Genomic DNA, 18,795 nt, shown 5'->3' on the forward strand with positions numbered 1-18,795 from the left:
GGCTGTGAGCACACTTCACCGATCCGCCATGCACAGCGAGGTACGCATGTTCCGAAAGATCCTGGTAGCCAATCGCGGGGAGATCGCCATCCGTGCGTTCCGTGCGGCGTACGAACTCGGTGCGAGGACCGTGGCGGTCTTCCCCCACGAAGACCGCAACTCGCTGCACCGGCTGAAGGCGGACGAGGCCTACCAGATCGGCGAGACCGGTCACCCGGTGCGGGCCTATCTCGACGTCGATGAGATCATCCGTGTCGCCCGGGAGGCCGGCGCCGACGCGATCTACCCCGGATACGGGTTCCTTTCGGAGAACCCCGATCTCGCCGCGAAGGCCGCCGCCAACGGGATCGTGTTCATCGGTCCGCCCGAGAAGGTGCTCGAGATGGCGGGCAACAAGGTCACCGCGAAAGAGCACGCCATCGCGGCGGGTGTGCCGGTGCTGCGCTCGACCCCCGCATCCGACGACGTCGACGAGCTGCTGGCCCAGGCCGACGAGATCGGCTTCCCCATCTTCGTCAAAGCCGTCGCCGGCGGTGGTGGTCGGGGGATGCGGCGGGTCGCATCCAAGGAGGAACTCGCCCCCGCGATGGCCGAGGCGATGCGTGAAGCGGGGAGCGCCTTCGGCGACGCCCGCGTCTTCCTCGAGCAGGCCGTGCAGCGGCCACGCCACGTCGAGGTGCAGGTGCTGGCCGACAAGACCGGACACACCGTCCACCTGTTCGAACGCGACTGCTCGGTCCAGCGACGCCACCAGAAGGTGATCGAGATCGCTCCGGCACCCAACCTCGAGCCCGACGTCGCCGCAGCTCTCCACGCCCACGCGATCGCGTTCGCGCAGTCGATCGGATACGAGAACGCCGGCACCGTCGAGTTCCTCCTCGAAACCGCCGGCCCCCGCACGGGTGAAGTCGTCTTCATCGAGATGAATCCCCGGATCCAGGTCGAGCACACCGTGACCGAGGAGGTCACCGACGTCGACCTCGTGCAGTCGCAGATGCGCATCGCGTCGGGACAGTCGCTCGAGGATCTCGGGCTCTCGCAGGATCGCATCCAGCTTCGCGGCGCGGCACTGCAGTGCCGCATCACGACCGAGGACCCCACGCAGGGCTTCCGCCCCGACACCGGCAAGATCACCACCTACCGTTCACCCGGTGGTGCGGGCATCCGGCTGGACGGCGGGACGACCGCCGCGGGCGCGCAGATCAGCCCGCACTTCGACTCCATGCTCTCCAAGCTGACGTGTCGCGGTCGCGACTTCGGTGCCGCGGTGCTGCGGGCGCGACGCGCGCTGGCGGAGTTCCGCATCCGCGGCGTATCCACGAACATCCCGTTCCTGCAGGCGGTGCTGGACGACCCGTCGTTCATCGCCGGCGACATCAGCACCTCGTTCATCGACGAACGACCCGGGTTGCTGAGGGGACGCGAGTCGAAGGACCGGGGAACGAAGATCCTGAACTGGCTCGTGGACACCACTGTCAACAAGCCGCACGGATCGAACCCGGTGACCGTCGAGCCGCGTCAGAAGCTCCCGGCGATCGACCTGGCCGCCGAGGCGCCCGACGGAACACGACAGCAGATCCGTGACCTCGGCCCCGCGGGCTTCGCCGCCGCGCTGCGGTCGCAGACGGCGCTGGGCGTGACTGACACGACCTTCCGCGACGCCCATCAGTCGCTGCTGGCCACGCGCGTGCGCACGAAGGACCTCCTGGCGGTCGCACCGTACGTGTCCCGGATGACCCCGCAGCTGCTGTCTGTGGAGGCTTGGGGCGGTGCCACCTACGACGTCGCGCTGCGCTTCCTCAGCGAAGACCCGTGGGAGCGGCTCGAGAAGCTGCGGTCGGCGTTGCCGAACATCGCCATCCAGATGCTGCTGCGAGGTCGCAACACGGTCGGATACACGCCGTACCCGACCGAGGTCACGGACGCGTTCGTGCGCGAGGCCGCGGCCACCGGGGTCGACATCTTTCGCATCTTCGACGCACTCAACGACGTGGCGCAGATGCGCCCCGCGATCGATTCGGTGCTGGCCACCGGCACCGGGCTCGCGGAGGTCGCTCTCTGCTACACCGGGGATCTGCTCAACCCGGCCGAGGATCTGTACACGCTCGACTACTACCTGAAGCTGGCCGATCAGATCGTCGAGGCCGGTGCCCATGTGTTGGCGATCAAGGACATGGCGGGTCTGTTGCGGCCCGCCGCGGCGTCCACGCTCGTCTCGGCGCTCCGCGAGCGCTTCGACGTGCCGGTCCACGTCCACACCCACGACACCGCCGGGGGGCAGCTCGCGACGCTGCTGGCGGCCAGTGCCGCGGGCGCGGACGCGGTCGATGCCGCGGCGGCACCGATGTCGGGGACGACGAGCCAGCCGTCCCTGTCGGCGCTGGTGGCCTCGCTCGCGCACACCGAACGCGACACCGGACTGGACCTGTCGGCGGTGAACGATCTCGAGCCGTACTGGGAGGCGGTCCGCAATCTGTATGCGCCCTTCGAGTCCGGTCTGCCCGGGCCCACCGGCCGCGTCTACCACCACGAGATCCCCGGCGGCCAGCTGTCGAACCTCCGTCAACAGGCCATCGCGCTCGGGCTCGCGGAGGACTTCGAGTTGATCGAGGACATGTATGCCGCGGCGAACCGGATCCTCGGACGTGTCCCCAAGGTGACGCCTTCTTCGAAGGTGGTGGGTGACCTCGCGTTGCATCTGGCGGCCGTGAAAGCGGATCCCGCCGACTTCGAGGCCAACCCGGAGAAATACGATGTGCCCGACTCGGTCGTCGGCTTCATGGCCGGCGAGCTGGGTGATCTGCCGGGCGGATGGCCGGAGCCGTTCCGCTCGAAGGTGCTGCAGGGGCGTGATGTCAAGACGGGGGTCACCCCGCTGACCGCCGACGAGTCCGCAGCCCTGGCCGGGGACGCCGCCGAGCGACGCCGCGCCCTCAACACCCTGCTGTTCCCGGCACCGACGCGCGCCTACGAGCAGTCGTGCGAGGTCTTCGGTGACCTGAGCGTGCTCGAAACCGCCGACTACCTCTACGGGCTCGAGCCCGGCGGTGAGCACGTGGTCGAGATCGACCGCGGTGTGAAGCTCTTCGTCGGCCTCGAAGCCATCGGTGAGGCCGACGACAAGGGTATGCGCACGGTGATGACCACCCTGAACGGGCAGCTTCGCCCGGTGTTCGTGCGGGATCGCAGCATCACGGTCGAGACCCACCAGGTGGAGAAGGCCGATACGTCCAAGCCGGGTCAGGTGGCGGCGCCGTTCTCCGGAGTGGTGACGGTGAAGGTGGGCGTGGGGGACACCGTCGCGGCCGGCCAGCCGGTCGCCTCGATCGAGGCGATGAAGATGGAGGCGGCCATCACCGTCCCGGTCGACGGTGTCGTGGAGCGGTTGGCGGTCGCCGCCACCGCGCAGGTCGACGCGGGTGACCTTTTGGTCGTCATCACGCCCGCGGGTTAGCCTGGAAGGCGCGCCTACGCGCGCGAGAACCTCAGGAGCACCCCGTGAACCCCGATCATCCCGACCACTCGCCGAACGACGAGGCGGCCGAGAACGCCGTCCTCGACGACGCCGGGAACCTCGACACCCATGCCATCGGCCTGCTCGGCACATCCACGCAGCAGGTGTCGGTGTCGTTGCCGGTCGTCCATGGCGACGACGACGACGACGAAGACGTGGTCGACGACGAGGTGTCGTTCGTGCGCGATGTCGTCGGAGACGCCGTCGTCGACGGCGAGTCCTCCGAGGCATCCGCGCCCGCCGAGGCCGCTGAGCCCACCGACCCGGAGTCGGCGGACGAGGACGTCGTGGAGGGGGACCTGGAGACCGGCGAGCAGCCGTTCGTGACCGTCGACATCGACGCGCACACCGCCGAGATCATCACCGACGTCGAGCCCGAGGCCGGTGACGACGGCGACGGGCCGGGCGCGGCTGCGGAAGCCCCCGACGTGGCGCCGTCTCGCCCCGTGCCGGAGGCCGCATCCGGTGCCGTTTCCGATGTCGAGCCCGACGTCGCGCAGGGTTCGCCGCACGAGGCATCGCTCGGGCAGGATGAGAGAGTGTCCGAGACCCCGACCGACGCTCCGTCGCCCGCGCCGACGACGGGTGTATCCGCACCCGCGGCGACCTCGCGCTCTGCGGCCGCCGGTGAGGCGAACACCGGCAGCGTCCCGGCCACCCGATGGGAAGCTCAGCACCCCGGTGAACCCCACCCGACCGGACGCGCCGAGGAGGTCGAGCGCGTGCAGACCCGCGCCGAGGTCGCGTTGACCTCGAAGCGCCTCGGCGAGTTCGAAGCCGGCCGTGAGACCGCAGACCTGCTCACCGCCGACCGGTTGCTCGACCCCGCCCAGATGGCCCGTCCCGAGCCGGAGGGCTACTGGCAACAGCTCATCTACGCTCTGTCGGGCAAGCGCATCCACCTCGGTGACAGCAAGAAGGCGCAGGCGCGCAAAGAGCTCGATCGCAAGATCGCGGCACCGCTGCCCGGCGCCGCGCGATTCGTCCCCGTCATGTCGCGCAAGGGCGGTGTGGGAAAGACCACGGTCACGACCCTGTTGGGTATGGCCCTCGCCGACGCGCGGGACGACCGCGTGATCGCCGTCGACGCGAACCCCGACCGGGGTACCCTCGCCGACCGGATCGGGCGCACCAGCGGCAAGACGGTGCGCGACCTGGCGCGCGTTCGCGGTCAGGTCTCGGGCTACAGCGACATCTCCTCGATCGTCGCCCGCGACGAGACGCGGCTCGACGTGCTCGCCTCGGACGCCGATCCCCAGGTGTCCGAGGCCTTCAACGGTCGCGACTACCACGACGTCGCGAGCGTGGCCGCGCACTACTACTCCATCGTCCTCACGGACACGGGTACCGGAGTCGTCCACTCCGTGATGGGCGCGACACTGGACCTGGCCGATCAGCTCGTGCTCGTCGCCGGTCTCAGTGTCGACGAGGCCAGACTCGCCTCGGAGACCTTGACCTGGCTGGAGACGAACGGATACGCCGAGCAGGTCCGCAAGGCCGTCGTCGTCCTCAACAGCGGTCGCCCCGGTGCACCGCTCGTCCAGCTCGACCAGCTCGAAGCCCATTTCCGCACGCGGGTGCGCGCCGTCGTCCGGATGCCGTACGACGCCCACATCGCCACAGGATCGTCCATCGTGTTCCGCGACCTCGACGCGGGGACGCGGCAGGCCGCCCGCGACCTCGCCGCCGTGGTCGTGGAGGGGCTCCGCTCGACGCCGGCGGCGGCCTGAGATGGCCGTCCGCGCGATCCGCATCTTCGGCGACCCGGTCCTGCGGGCGCCCTGCGCGACGATCGAGACCATCGACGACGGCATCCGCTCGCTCGTCCGGGATCTCCTCGACACCGTCGAACCCCCCGGCCGTGCGGGTGTCGCGGCGCCGCAGATCGGAGTCGGGCTGCGCGCGTTCAGCTACAACATCGACGGCGACATCGGGTACCTGCTCAATCCCGAGATCATCGAGCTCTCGGGGGATCCGGAATACATCGGCGAGGGCTGTCTGTCGGTGCCGGGCCTCTGGCACGATGCGCTGCGTTACCCGTACGCCGCGGCACGCGGCATCGACGTGGACGGTCGCGAGGTGGTCCTCGAGGGCGACGGGCTCATGGCCCAGGCCCTGCAGCACGAAACCGATCACCTCGACGGCAAGCTCTACCTCACCCGGCTCGCGCCCGAGACCCGCAAGATCGCGATGCGCGAGATCCGAGAGTCAGACTGGTTCTGACCTGCGCGCAGAAGGAGGAGGACCCGACATCGACCGGGTCCTCCTCCTTCTCCGTCTCGTGGACGCTACTTCAAGGAGACGTTGGTCGTGTTCACGGGGACGTCGTAGATCTCCTCGATCTCGGCCGAGAAGTCGTCCATGATCACGTTGCGCTTGATGCTCATCTTGGGCGTCAGGTGTCCGGAGGCCTCGGTCCACTCCGTCGCGAGGATGGTGAACTTCCGGATGGACTCGGCGCGTGAGACCAGCGTGTTCGCGTGGTCGATCGCCTTCTGGACCTCTGCGCGCACGGCGTCGTTGTTCGCGGCGTCTTCGAGTGACATGTCCTCGGGCAGGTTGTTGTTGGCAAGCCACGTCGGGAGCATCTCGGGGTCGAGGGTGATCAGCGCGGAGATGAAGGGCTTCTGGTCGCCGACGACGACGACCTGACCGATGATCGGGTTGGCGCGGATCGGGTCCTCGAGTGCCGCCGGGGCGACGTTCTTGCCGCCGGCGGTGACGATGATCTCCTTCTTTCGGCCGGTGATCGTGAGGCACCCGTCGGCGTCGAACGCGCCGATGTCGCCCGTGTGGAACCACTCGCCGTCGAAGGCCGCCGCGGTGGCCTCCGGGTTGCGCCAGTACTCCTTGAAGACGTTGACGCCTTTGACCTGGATCTCGCCGTCGTCCGCGATGCGCACACCGACCCCGGGGATGACGGGGCCGACCGTGCCGATCTTCATCAGTTGGGTCGTGTTCACGGTCGCCGGCGCGGTCGTCTCGGTCAGACCGTATCCTTCGAGGATCACGACGCCGAGGCTGTGGAAGAAGTGCCCGAGGCGGGGCCCGAGCGGGGCCGAACCCGAGACGGCGTAGATGACCCTGCCGCCCATCGCGTCGCGCAGCTTGCTGTAGACGAGCTTGTCGAACAGTCGGAACTTCAGGCGGAGCCCCAGCGGGACCTTCTTGCCCTCCTGCTCCAGCTTGGAGTGCTCGATCGCCGCGTTGGCGGCGGCGTGGAAGATCTTGCCCTTGCCGCCGGCTTCGGCCTTCTGCTCGGCGGAGTTGTAGACCTTCTCGAATACGCGCGGAACGGCCAGCAGGTAGGTCGGTTTGAACGACCCGAGTGCCGGCAACAGTTGCTTGGTGTCGGGCTGGTGGCCCGTCTTGACGCCGGCGTGCACGTTCAGGATCGAGATGAAGCGCGCGAACACGTGTGCGGTCGTGATGAACAGCAGCGTGGAGGCGCCGGGTGTGGTCAACACATCGTTGAGCGACACGAAGCAGTTGCGCGTGAGCTCGACGAAGTTGCTGTGGGTCAGCACGCACCCCTTGGGGCGGCCTGTCGAACCGGAGGTGTAGATGAGCGTGGCGATGTCGTCGCCGTTGGCCAAGTTGCGTCGGCGTTCGATCTCGTCGTCTTCGACACCGGTGCCCTCGGAGACGAGACGGTCGAGATCACCGTCGTGCATCGCCCACACCGAGCGGATCAGCGGGAGTTCCCCGCGCACCTCGGCGAGTCGGGCGGAGTGGTCCTCGGACTCGACGATGCAGGCGACGGCGCCGGAATCGGCGAGGTTCCAGGCGATCTGGGAGGACGAGGACGTCTCATAGATCGGAACCATCACGGCACCGGCGAAGAACAGGGCGAAATCGACGAGGGTCCAGTCGTAGGTGGTGCGGGCGATGAAGCCCACCTTGTCGCCGGGCTCGACGCCCGCGGCGACGAGGCCCTTCGCGAGCGCGATCACCTGTTTGTGGAACTGCGCGGCGGTGATGTCGCGCCAGCCGGTGCCCTCCGGCACGGCGAACAACGCCCGATTCGGGGTCTCGTTGACCCGGTCGACGAGCAGGTCGGTGATGTTCGCGTCTGGATCGGCGGGAACGACGGCGGGGATGGTGAACTCGGTCACGGCAACTCCTTTGGTACCGGGGGCGGTTTCGGTGTCGGACTGTGAATCGAGTGTAACCGAGCGGCGTTCGATTTCGGCGGGAGCCGCCCCCGCGAGGCGTGCCCGGTTCGTCGTTCGCCTCGCCCTACTAGAGTGGTTCCGCCGTCGCGCCTGCGGTCGGCCGGAAAGGATGACGTTGCTCAAGGTCGGTATCGACATCGGTGGCACGAAGATCGCGGGAGGCGTCGTCGACGCCGAAGGCCGCATCGTCGAGAAGTTGCGCGTGGCCACACCCACCGACACGGCCTCGCTCGCCGACGCCGTGGTCGACATGGCGCGCCATTTCGCCCAGAACCACGAGGTCGCGGCGGTCGGCGTCGCAGCGGCCGGGTTCATCGACCGTGATCGCGCCGTCGTGCTTCACGCGCCCAACATCGCGTGGCGCGACGAACCGATCAAGGCGGCGCTGGCATCCCGCATCGACGTTCCCGTGACCATCGAGAACGATGCCAATGCCGCGGGGTGGGGCGAGTTCCGATTCGGTGCCGGACGGCACGTCGACAACATGACCATGCTGACGATGGGCACCGGCGTGGGCGGTGCGGTCGTCATCGACGGCACGTTGCTCGTGGGCGGTCACGGCATCGCCGGGGAACTGGGCCACATCCGGTTCATCCGTGACGGGCGCCCGTGCGGCTGCGGTCAGAACGGCTGCCTCGAGCAGTACGCCTCGGGCCGCGCCCTGCAACGGGAGGCCCAGGAGATCGCCGAAGACGAGACCGGGATCGGTGCGGGACTGGCGGAACTGCGGCGGGAGACCGGAGGGCTGAAGGGTCCCGCGATCTCGCGTCTGGTGCTCGCGGGCGACGCGGGGGCGATCGAAGCGATCCGACGTGTCGCGACGGCGCTCGGCGAGGCGTGCGGCGGATTCCAGGCGGTGCTGGACCCGGAGCTGTTCGTCATCGGCGGGGGAGTCGCCGGCCTCGGCGAAGACCTGCTGGTGCCGATGCGCGAGGCATATCGCACCGCGTTGCCGGGCTATGGCGAGCGGCCGGTGGCGGAGTTCGCCATCGCGCAGCTCGGAAACGATGCCGGCCTGATCGGCGTCGCGGATCTGGCGGAGGTCGCGTAGCGATGTTCTATTGGCTGATGAAGTACGTGGTCATCGGACCGGTGGTCAAGGCCATCTTCCGGCCATGGATCGTCGGTCGACGCAACATCCCCGCGCAGGGGGCGGCGATCCTCGCGAGCAATCACCTCTCGTTCGCCGACTCGATCTTCCTGCCCCTGATGATCGACCGTCCCGTCTCCTTCCTCGCCAAGAGCGACTACTTCACCGGCAAAGGCCTGCGAGGCTGGGCCACGCGGGTGTTCTTCAAGGCCACCGGGCAGCTCCCGATCGACCGGTCGGGAGGCAAGGCCTCCGAGGCGTCCCTCAACACCGGGCTCCAGGTCCTCGGGCGCGGTGACCTGCTCGGGATCTACCCGGAGGGCACACGCAGCCCGGACGGGCGCCTCTACCGTGGGCGCACCGGCATCGCACGCATGGCGCTTGAAGCGCACGTGCCCGTCGTCCCGGTCGTCATGGTCGACACCGACACGATGATGCCGATCGGCCGCCGGATCCCCCGCGTCGTGCGGGTGGGCGTGGTCATCGGTGAACCGTTGGATTTCTCGCGGTTCGAAGGGATGGAAGGCGACCGCTACATCTTGCGCTCCATCACCGACGAGATCATGGTCGCCCTGCAGCGTCTGGGGGAACAGCGCTACGACGACGTGTACGCCTCGACGGTGAAGGACCGTCTCGTCCAGCGCGGCTAGACTTGTCGGGTGCCCCAGCAGCTAGACCCTCTCGACCAGTGGCGGAACCTCCCGATCAAGCAGCAGCCGGCGTGGCCTGACCCCGCCGCGGTCGCCGCGGTGTCGGAGGAGATCGCCGGACTCCCGCCCCTCGTGTTCGCCGGCGAGGTCGACCTGCTTCGTGAGCGGCTCGCCCGTGCGGCCGCCGGGCAGGCGTTCCTGCTGCAGGGGGGCGACTGCGCCGAGACCTTCGCCGGGGCGACGGCCGAGAAGATCCGCAACCGGATCAAGACGGTGCTGCAGATGGCCGTCGTCCTCACGTACGGCGCCTCGATGCCCGTCGTGAAGATGGGGCGCATGGCGGGCCAGTTCGCCAAGCCGCGGTCGAAGGACACCGAGACCCGCGGCGACGTGACCTTGCCGGCCTACCGCGGCGACATCGTCAACGGTTTCGACTTCACCGAGGCCTCGCGCACCGCCGACCCGCGGCGTCTGTTGCAGGGGTACCACACCGCCGCGTCGACGCTGAACCTGATCCGCGCGTTCACCCAGGGCGGATTCGCCGACCTCCGCGAGGTGCACAGCTGGAACAAGGGCTTCGCGCAGAACCCGGCCAACCAGCGCTACGAGCGTCTGGCGACCGACATCGACCGCGCCATCAAGTTCATGGAGGCCGCCGGCGCGGACTTCGACGAGCTGCGGCGCGTGGAGTTCTACACCGGGCACGAGGGTCTGCTGATGGATTACGAGCGCCCCATGACGCGGATCGATTCCCGCACCGCGACGCCGTACAACACGTCGGCGCACTTCCTGTGGGTCGGGGAGCGCACCCGCGAGCTCGACGGCGCGCACATCGACTACTTCTCGAAGATCCGCAACCCCATCGGCGTCAAGCTCGGCCCCTCCACGTCGCCGGAGGTCGCGCTCGAACTCATCGACAAGCTCGATCCCGAGCGCGAGCCGGGACGACTGACGTTCATCACCCGTATGGGGGCCGGTAAGATCCGCGACGCACTGCCGCCGTTGCTGGAGGCCGTCAAGGACTCCGGCGCCACCCCGCTGTGGGTCACCGACCCGATGCACGGCAACGGGATCACGACGCCGACCGGGTACAAGACACGTCGGTTCGACGATGTCGTGGACGAGGTGCGTGGCTTCTTCGAGGCGCACCGGGCCACCGGGACGCACCCGGGCGGCATCCACGTGGAACTCACCGGAGACGACGTCACGGAGTGCCTGGGTGGTTCGGAGATGATCGACGAGGCGACCCTCGCCACGCGCTACGAGTCACTGTGCGACCCGCGCCTGAACCACATGCAGTCGCTGGAGCTGGCGTTCCTCGTCGCCGAGGAGCTCGAGAACCGCTGACTCAGCCGGTCACGGTGATCTGCAGGGTCACCGTGGTCCCGCGCACCCGCATGCTCGAACCGGCGGGATCCTGGGTGGACACCTCGGTCAGGTCGTCGGGCCAGACATTCCACAGTGCGGAGTAGTTCACCTCGAACCCCTCGGCGCGCAGGGCGTCGGCCGCGCTGTCGCGGGTCATGCCGACCACGTCGGGGACGGGGAACAGGGGAGGGCCGCTCGAGATCACGAGGCTCGTCCGGTCCCCGGGGCGCCACCAGCCGCCGCCCTCGCGGTCGGTCATGTAGATCACCCGTCCCTCGGCGATCTCGGTACTGGCCTCCTGCGAGACCGAGGCCACCTCGATGCCGGCCCCCTCGAGCGTGGTGCGTGCGTCGCTCTCGGTCATGTCGCGCACCGAGGGGAGTGGACCGAGGGAGACGCTCAGGATCGCACTGTCGCCCTCGTTGACCGTGCACTCCTCCCCACACTCGACGGGATCGCCGCCGTCGCGCGGCGTCACGAGCACGCCCACGACGAGACCGGATTCGGCATCGGTGTAGAAGTCCTCGTTCTCGCCGACCGCGATGCGGGCACCCTCCAGCTGCGCACGCACGTCATCCTCGGCCTGCCCCGTCAGGCCCGTGAAGGAAACCTCTGCGGGGCCGAGAGAGACGCGGACGGTGACCTCGGTCTCCTTGTCGACGCGTGCCCCCGCCTCGGGATCGGTTTCGACGACGAGGCCGCGTTCGACCTCGAGACTGTGGACGCCCTGTTCCGCGGCGATGAGCGTCTCGCCGGCCAACGCGCTCTGCGCCTGCTCGAAGGTCAGGCCGCCGAGGTCGGGGACCGCGACCTGCGAACCCGGCCCGGAGCCGAACCACCAGCCGACCCCGCCGGCGAACGCGGTGAGCACCACCACGAGAACGAGGATCCACGCCCCCTTGCGGGAACGCCGGCGGGACGCCTGCCGGAGTCGGGAGGTGTTGTCGACGTCGTCGACGATCGCCGCCGGCCCGGTCACGGCGGCCGGAAGGACCTTGGTGAGCTCCCCGGAAGCGCCGGTCTCGTCGCGCACGACACCGGTGCCCACGGTGCGCGTCACTTGGGGGGACACGCCGAGTTCCCGTTCGATCTCACGGAGCCGCTCGAGCATCACACGCGCATCCAGCGGACGGTCGTCCGGCAGCTTCTCGGTCGACCACAGCACCAGCTCGTCGAGCTGCTCTGGGACGCCGGGGTTCTTCACACTCGGGCGGGGCACCGAGTCGGTGGCGTGCTGGTATGCGATCTGCATCGGCTGTTCGCCGCGGTAGGGCTGCTCGCCGGTGAGCATCTCGTAGAGCATGATCCCGAGCGCATAGATGTCGCTGCGGGCATCGGCGGTACCGCGGGTGACCAGTTCCGGCGCCAGATAGGCGATCGTGCCGAGCAACTGCGCACCGGTCGCGGTGTTCGCCGTCGTCGCGCGGGCGAGGCCGAAGTCGCCGATCTTGATGCGCCCGTCCTCGGCCAGCAGCACGTTCTCCGGCTTGACGTCGCGGTGGACGATTCCCGCGCGGTGCGCCGCGGCGAGTCCGGAGAGGATGGCGTCCATGATCGAGATCGCCTGGGGGATGGTCAGTCGGCGCTGCTCTTTGAGGAGCTCCCGGAGCGTGATGCCGGGCAGGTACTCCATGACCAGATAGGCCATGTCGCCGTCCTGGCCCTGATCGAACACGTTCACCACGTGCGGATCGGCGAGCCGCGCGGCGGCCCGCGCCTCCTGGATGAACCGGCTCTGGAAGACCGAGTCGTCGCTCAGGTGGCCGTGCATCACCTTGAGGGCGACGCGACGTTCCAGGCGCAGGTCCGTCGCGACGTAGACGGTCGCCATGCCGCCCCGGGCGATGCGAGCACGCACACGGTATCGGCCGTCGACCAGACGGCCGATCAGCGGATCCGTCTGCTGACTCGTGCTCACGAGTGAAGTCTACGGACGCCCGCCTGTGAGCCCCGGTGCGCCACCCCGCCCGACGCGGACTCCACAGGGTCGTCTGCGTACCGCCGGCCGACGTGCAGGTGAGATAGTGAAGGGGTGACAGAGGATGCTGCTGCGACGCCGACCGACTGGTTGACGCTCCCCGAGATCTCGGAATTGCTCGACGAATCGCTCGGACGTGTCAAGCGACTGCTCGACGAGTCGTATCTCGTGGCCTCGCGACGCCACGGTGCTCCGCGGGTTCCCGCCGCGTTCATCGCCGACGGCAAGCCGCTCGCGGCGTTGCGGGGGACCGTCATCGTGTTGCACGACGCCGGTTTCGACGACGAGGAGACCATCGACTGGTTGCTGACGCCGGAGGATTCCATCGGATCAGCCCCGATCGAGGCGCTCCGGGAAGGCCGCAAGAGCGAGGTACGTCGCGTCGCGCAGACCCTCGCCTGATCCCGGTCAGGTCGAGCGCACCGTGGCCGCGCGGGCGAGATCGCGCAACTGACCGACCGAGGCGTTGTCCAGGCGGGCGCCCGACAGGGCACGGTCGGCTTGTCGCGCCCAGTCGGAGATGAGCGTCTCGACGCGGTCGAGCGCACCCGTGTCGATGATGGTGCGCTGAAGGGCGGCGATCTGGTCCGGCTCGAGGTCGGGATCGCCGAGCATCTCGTCCATGAGACGTCGCGGGCCCGGCTCGAGGGCGTCGCGGGCGTACGCGATCAACACCGTCCGCTTGCCCTCCCGCAGGTCGTCGCCCGAGGGCTTGCCGGTCTGGTGCGTGTCGCCGAACACGCCGAGCACATCGTCGCGCACCTGGAACGCCAGCCCCACGGGTGTGCCGAAGGCGGCCAGCGCGGCGGTCTGCGTCTCATCGGCCCCCGCCAGGGCTGCGCCGATGAGGAGGGGCTGGAGGATGCTGTAGCGGGCCGATTTCAGTTCGGCCACCCGGAGCGCCCGTGCGGCGTGGGTGTCATCGGGCTGCGTGGTCCAGGTGGATTCCTCGGCGACGTCGAGGAACTGGCCGACGGTGACCTCGCGTCGCATCGTCGCGTACTCGGTGCGGGTGCGTGCGGCGCGGGGCGGGGTGAGGGGGGCCAGACCCGCCTCGAGGAGGTCGTCGGACCAGGCGACGAGCAGATCGCCCAGCAGGATCGCTCCGGAGCGCCCGAAGGCCGAGGGGTCACCGTCCCACCCGGCATCGGTGTGGTGGGATTCGAGCGCCTTGTGCGCGGCGGGGTGGCCACGCCGGGTGTCGGAGTTGTCGATGATGTCGTCGTGGACGAGTGCGGCGGCGTGGAAGACCTCGAGCGCGGCGGCGGTGTCCAGGACCGCGTCCGGGATCTGCTGCGTCGGCCCGCCGCCGCCGGCGGCGGCGACCGCCCGCCACCCCGTGATGCAGAACCGTGCACGCAGCCTCTTCCCGCCCCGCAGTGCCGCGGCGCCGGCGTCGACGAGCAGGGTCGCCTCGTCTCCCCACGCGGCCGCGTCGCGGCGCTGAGCGGCGACGAAAGTATCCAGTCGCTGGGAAATCACCTGGGGGAGGTCTGGAGCGGTTGACACGGGCCTAGCCTAGTAATCGACAGCCCGGGTAGAATGTCGGGAAGATAACAGCAGTCCAGAGGGGGATGCATGCCACTGTCCGAACAGGAGCAGCGTCTGCTCGATGAGATGGAACGCCATCTCATGCGCAACGAGGCCGATGTGGTCACCGCCCCCGACGGCGGCCGATCCCTCAGCTACCGCAACATCGTCTACGGCACGATCCTGGTGCTTCTCGGCCTGGCCGGCCTGATCGTCGGCGTCGCCCTGCAGCTCATCGTGGTGGGCGTGATCGGTTTCGTCGTCATGCTCGGCGGTGTTGTCCTGGCGGTCACGCCGATGCGAGGCGGCACGGTGAGCCCGTCGGTGAAGCCGCCGGCAACGGCATCCGCCGCGCGCCCTTCGGGGCCCTCGTTCATGGATCGCATGAACGATCGCTGGGATCGTCGTCAAGGTGAGCGCTGATCCCTCCACCTCCCTCCACTTCTTCTGAGACACCGGCCTTCGGGCCGGTGTTTTTTTGTGTCCGAGCCGTTCTCCGTGTGATGCGGGGAACGGCTTTCCGCACGTCAGGGGGAGGAAATCGCGATCGAAGTGTTACGAAGTGGAGGAAAGTGGAGTAAAGTGGCGAGCATCCTGGAGGGGCCGGACGAAGGGTGGGGGTGAGTGGCACATGCTGTTGGGCACGCACACTCCCAAGCTCGACGACAAGGGCCGCGTGATCCTTCCCTCCAAATTCCGCGACGACCTCGGCGGCGGAGTCGTCGTGACCCGGGGGCAGGACCGTTGCCTCTACGTCTTCGCCACGGAGGAGTTCGAGCGCGTGCACGAGCGCATCCGCGAAGCGCCCCTGGCGAACAAGCAGGCGCGCGACTTCCTGCGCATGTTCTTGTCCGGGGCCAGCGCCGAGAAACCCGACAGCCAGAACCGCATCACGATCCCGCCGCCGCTGCGTGCCTACGCGGGGCTGGAGAAGGACCTGGTCGTGACCGGTGTCGGCGCCCATGCCGAGATCTGGAACGCCGAGGCCTGGAACACCTACGCCGAGAGCAACGAAGAGACCTACGCCGAGATGGAGCAGGAGGTGATCCCGGGGCTGTTCTGAGCCCTCTGCGCCGACTCCCAGCCGTCCAGCCCTGACACCACTTCCCCGGCGTCAGGTCAGGAACGGATGGGGATCAGCGAAGAGGGACCGCCCATCGACATCATGGACGCACGCGACCTCCACACCCCCGTCATGCTCGAGCGCTGCGTCGAGCTGCTCGCCCCGGCGCTCCAGAAGCCGGGTGCCGTGTTGATCGACGGAACGCTCGGCATGGGCGGCCACTCCGAGGCCCTCCTCGAGCGGTTCCCCGACCTGCACCTCATCGGCCTCGATCGCGATCAGGACGCGCTCGGGATCGCGGGCCGACGGCTGGAACGGTTCGCGGACCGCACGACCCTCGTGCACACGGTGTACGACGGGGTCGACGCGGCGCTGCGCGAGGCCGGTGTCGACCGCGTCGACGGCATCCTCTACGACCTCGGCGTCTCGTCGTTGCAGCTCGATGTCGCCGAGCGCGGCTTCGCGTACTCGCAGGATGCGCCGTTGGACATGCGGATGGACCAGAGCATCGGGATGACCGCGGCCGATGTGGTCGGCGCGTACGGCGAAGGTGACCTCCGCCGCATCTTCGAGCGGTACGGCGAGGAGAAGCTGGCCGGCCGGTACGCGCGGGCGATCATCGCGGCCCGCGCCGAGGCGCCGATCGAGCGATCCGGGCAACTCGTTCAGATCCTCAGCGATGCCACTCCCGCGGCGGTCCAGCGCGCCGGGCACCCCGCCAAGCGCGTCTTCCAGGCGCTCCGGATCGAGGTCAACGGCGAGCTCGCGGCCCTTGAACGGGCGATCCCGGCGGCGATGGGCGCGTTGGCGGTGGGCGGCCGCATCGTCGTGCTGTCGTATCAGTCGCTCGAGGATCGCCTCGTCAAGCGCGCGTTCGCCCGGGCCAGCGCCTCGACGGCGCCCGCCGGCCTCCCGGTCGAGCTCCCCGAACACGCCCCGCGGTTCCGGCTCCTGGTCAAGGGGGCGGAGCTGGCGTCCGAGGAAGAGCGTGCGCGCAACTCGCGCGCCATCCCGGTGCGTCTGCGTGCCGCCGAACGAGTGAGGGAGGCGCGATGAGCACCGCTCCCGCCGTTCATCCGCTCCGGCGGCCGGTCGACGCGCCCGAGCGGCGCCTGCACGCCGTCGCGGAGCCCGACCGCAAACGCCGCCCGAAACTCCTCTACGGCATCATCGCGCTGCTCGGAGCCTTCGCGATCACCGGCGCCCAAATGGCGTTGTCGGTGTTGATCACCCAGACCTCCTATGACATCGCCGAGCTGACGAGCCAGCAGCGCGACCTGACCTATCAGAAGCAGATCCTCGCCGACGAGCTGGCCGGGTTGAGCTCGCCGCAATACCTCGCCGCCAACGCGGCGGCGCTCGGGATGGTCATCGACGAGACACCCGCGTACCTCCGCCTCAGCGACGGTGCCGTGATCGGCGCCGAAGAGGCCGCCGGAACGGTGTCGTCGGTGGATGCGATCGGGCGCGGCGCCGTCGAGAACGCCCTCATCTCCGAGACCCCCCTCGTGACCGCGCCGGACGCCACGATCGCCGGTGACCCGGTGACCGCCGAGGAGATGGGCCTGGCCGCCGACACGCCGCTGCCGGTGACAGACGGTCTGCCCACACCTGCGACACGCTGAACCCATGACGACTCGCGCATCCCGCAGTCCGCGGCGCCGCACCGTCGTCGCCCTCGCCGTGGTCCTCTCGGTGCTGGCCGCCTTCATCGTGCGGCTGGTCGACATCCAGGTTGTGAACGCCGACGACCACATCGAGGACTCGCTGTCGTGGGCCTTCGGCGGGTCGCAGGAGCTCTACGGCACGCGGGGCACGATCGTCGACGCCGACGGGGAGCAGCTCGCCGGGAGCGTGCTCACCTACGATGCACAGCTGGACCCCTCCAACGCCGGTGACATCCGTCGGGCCGACGCAAGCGGCGACAGCGAAGTCGTCCCGTGGCCCACGGTGGCCGCAGAGATCGGTGCGATCACCGGTCAGAGTGGTGAAGAGGTCATGCGGGTCGTCGACGAGGCGCTGGCCGCCGACCCCGACTCGCAGTACGCCCAGCTGGCGCAGGGGCTCAGTACCCAGCAGTACCGCGACCTGGTGTCGCTGGGGGTGCCCTTCCTCTACTTCGAGCCGCGTCCCGACCGCACCTACGTCGATGGCGCCGTCGCGGGGGGCCTGGTCGGCTACGTCGGCAGCGACGGTGTGCCCCTGGCCGGTTTGGAGCTCAGCCAGAACGCGTGCCTCGAAGCGTCGGACGGCACCCTGAGCTACCAGAAGGGCAAGGACGGGGTGATCATCCCCGGGACCTCCCTCGAGGAGCCCGCCGTGGACGGCGGCACCCTGCAACTGACGATCGACCGCGACCTGCAGTGGTACATGCAGCAGCTCATCGCCGAGCAGGCGCAGGACATGGGTGCGCAGTACGGCAGCATCCTCGTCGTCGAAGCGGAGTCCGGCAAGATCCGCGCCGCAGCCGAATACCCGACCGTCGACCCGAACGACGTCGAGGCTGCGGATGTGGATGCGCGCTACAGCCAGCTGTTCACCGCTCAGCGGGAGCCTGGTTCGACCTTCAAGGCGCTCACCGCGGCGACCCTTCTCGACACCGGTGCACAGACGCCGTACTCCACCGTCGACGCCGCGAGCTTCGAGACCTTCCCCAACGGTGCGCGGGTGCGCGACGCTTTCGTGCACCCGTCGTACACGTACACGCTGACCGGCGCGCTGATCGACTCGTCGAACGTCGCGGTGTCGAAGTTCAGCGAACGGGTGTCCGCACAGACCCGGTACGACTACCTCACCGACTTCGGCATCGGCGGAGGCGTGGACGTGGGGTACCCGTCCGCCCAGACCGGATACATCCGACCCGTCGACGAGTGGGACAACCAGACCCTGTACAACACGTCGTTCGGGCAGGGGCTGGTCACCACGATGCCCGAACTCGCGCAGGCCTACACCGCGATCACCAATGACGGCGTCCGCGTGCCGCTGTCCTTGATCGAGTCCTGCACCCTCGCGGACGGGACCGTCATCGAGCCCGACCTGCCCGATCCGGTCCGCGTGATCAGCGAGGAGACCGCCCACCAGGTCAGCACCATGCTCGAGAACGTGTTCTTGCAGAGCACCTACGCGGAGGATGTCGCGATCGCCGGGTATCGCATGGCCGGCAAGACCGGAACGGCGGAGAAGACGGACGGACAGGGGGGCTACAAAGCGGGTGCGTACTTCACCACCCTCATCGGATACGCCCCCGCGGAGGACCCGCAGTACATCGTGCTCGTCAACCTCGACGAGCCGACGAAGGTAGCATCGTCTTCGGCCAACGTCCCGGCGTTCCAGAAGGCCATGACCCAGGTGCTGAAGAACTACCGGGTCATGCCCTCGACATCGGCGCCGGAGGAGCTCCCCAAGTTCGGGTGAGTGAGACGGCCGG

The 18,795-nt window shown here is 68.9% G+C and carries 15 protein-coding genes; 12 read left to right on the forward strand and 3 right to left on the reverse strand.

The genetic code is table 11. From position 1 onward, the window contains the following. The first annotated feature begins 46 nt into the window (after positions 1-46). From ABD204_RS09735 to def, 3 genes are read left to right on the forward strand one after another with little or no spacing between them, the layout of a single operon-like run. Positions 47-3,454: a pyruvate carboxylase gene (locus ABD204_RS09735; RefSeq protein WP_194425352.1), complete on the forward strand. Its 3,408-nt coding sequence runs from the start codon at positions 47-49 to the stop codon at positions 3,452-3,454. A 44-nt stretch (positions 3,455-3,498) separates the two neighbouring features. Beyond that, entirely contained in the window at positions 3,499-5,244 is a 1,746-nt protein-coding gene (locus ABD204_RS09740) for a nucleotide-binding protein (protein ID WP_194425351.1), read from the forward strand. A 1-nt stretch (position 5,245) separates the two neighbouring features. Further along, entirely contained in the window at positions 5,246-5,737 is a 492-nt protein-coding gene (gene def, locus ABD204_RS09745; protein ID WP_194425350.1) for a peptide deformylase, read from the forward strand. Positions 5,738-5,802: 65 nt separating this feature from the next. On the opposite strand, the gene ABD204_RS09750 is transcribed toward def, so the two are convergent. Then, positions 5,803-7,629 (reverse strand): AMP-dependent synthetase/ligase, encoded by a 1,827-nt coding sequence (locus ABD204_RS09750; RefSeq protein ID WP_194425349.1) that lies wholly within the window; start codon positions 7,627-7,629, stop codon positions 5,803-5,805. Between the two features lie 175 nt (positions 7,630-7,804). Between ABD204_RS09750 and ABD204_RS09755 the strand changes: the two genes are divergently transcribed. The 3 genes from ABD204_RS09755 to ABD204_RS09765 are packed head-to-tail and all read left to right on the forward strand — an operon-like array spanning position 7,805 to position 10,776. Continuing rightward, a complete protein-coding gene (locus ABD204_RS09755; protein WP_194425407.1) occupies positions 7,805-8,740 on the forward strand; it encodes an ROK family protein in 936 nt (311 codons plus the stop codon). Between the two features lie 2 nt (positions 8,741-8,742). Further along, positions 8,743-9,429, forward strand: a complete 687-nt coding sequence (locus tag ABD204_RS09760) for a lysophospholipid acyltransferase family protein (protein ID WP_194425348.1) — start codon at positions 8,743-8,745, stop codon at positions 9,427-9,429. Between the two features lie 9 nt (positions 9,430-9,438). Beyond that, complete coding sequence (locus tag ABD204_RS09765; RefSeq protein WP_194425347.1) at positions 9,439-10,776, forward strand: class II 3-deoxy-7-phosphoheptulonate synthase; 1,338 nt, start codon at positions 9,439-9,441, stop codon at positions 10,774-10,776. Position 10,777: 1 nt separating this feature from the next. On the opposite strand, the gene pknB is transcribed toward ABD204_RS09765, so the two are convergent. Continuing rightward, a complete protein-coding gene (pknB, locus tag ABD204_RS09770; protein WP_194425346.1) occupies positions 10,778-12,715 on the reverse strand; it encodes a Stk1 family PASTA domain-containing Ser/Thr kinase in 1,938 nt (645 codons plus the stop codon). Between the two features lie 114 nt (positions 12,716-12,829). On the opposite strand from pknB, the gene ABD204_RS09775 reads away from it, so the two are divergent. Further along, positions 12,830-13,177 carry an Rv2175c family DNA-binding protein gene (locus ABD204_RS09775; RefSeq protein WP_194425345.1) on the forward strand — a complete coding sequence of 116 codons (348 nt, stop codon included), beginning with the start codon at positions 12,830-12,832 and terminating at the stop codon, positions 13,175-13,177. Positions 13,178-13,183: 6 nt separating this feature from the next. Here ABD204_RS09775 and ABD204_RS09780 read toward each other — a convergent pair whose 3' ends face one another. Then, entirely contained in the window at positions 13,184-14,284 is a 1,101-nt protein-coding gene (locus ABD204_RS09780) for a polyprenyl synthetase family protein (RefSeq protein WP_194425344.1), read from the reverse strand. 69 nt (positions 14,285-14,353) lie between these two features. On the opposite strand from ABD204_RS09780, the gene ABD204_RS09785 reads away from it, so the two are divergent. The 5 genes from ABD204_RS09785 (at position 14,354) to ABD204_RS09805 (ending at position 18,782) form a co-directional block, all read left to right on the forward strand. Continuing rightward, the gene (locus ABD204_RS09785; RefSeq protein ID WP_194425343.1) at positions 14,354-14,728 is read left to right on the forward strand and encodes a DUF3040 domain-containing protein; all 375 of its coding nucleotides are present in this window, start codon (positions 14,354-14,356) and stop codon (positions 14,726-14,728) included. 208 nt (positions 14,729-14,936) lie between these two features. Next, positions 14,937-15,368 carry a division/cell wall cluster transcriptional repressor MraZ gene (gene mraZ, locus ABD204_RS09790; RefSeq protein WP_194425342.1) on the forward strand — a complete coding sequence of 144 codons (432 nt, stop codon included), beginning with the start codon at positions 14,937-14,939 and terminating at the stop codon, positions 15,366-15,368. Positions 15,369-15,470: 102 nt separating this feature from the next. Further along, positions 15,471-16,424 (forward strand): 16S rRNA (cytosine(1402)-N(4))-methyltransferase RsmH, encoded by a 954-nt coding sequence (gene rsmH / locus ABD204_RS09795; protein WP_194425406.1) that lies wholly within the window; start codon positions 15,471-15,473, stop codon positions 16,422-16,424. Further along, a complete protein-coding gene (gene ftsL / locus ABD204_RS09800; protein WP_194425341.1) occupies positions 16,421-16,993 on the forward strand; it encodes a cell division protein FtsL in 573 nt (190 codons plus the stop codon). The genes rsmH and ftsL overlap by 4 nt, the downstream gene beginning before the upstream one ends. Positions 16,994-16,997: 4 nt before the next feature. Next, the gene (locus ABD204_RS09805; RefSeq protein ID WP_194425340.1) at positions 16,998-18,782 is read left to right on the forward strand and encodes a peptidoglycan D,D-transpeptidase FtsI family protein; all 1,785 of its coding nucleotides are present in this window, start codon (positions 16,998-17,000) and stop codon (positions 18,780-18,782) included. Positions 18,783-18,795 lie beyond the last annotated feature (13 nt).

The sequence above is a fragment of the Microbacterium aquimaris genome, assembly GCF_039531285.1.
Lineage (GTDB): Bacteria > Actinomycetota > Actinomycetes > Actinomycetales > Microbacteriaceae > Microbacterium > Microbacterium aquimaris.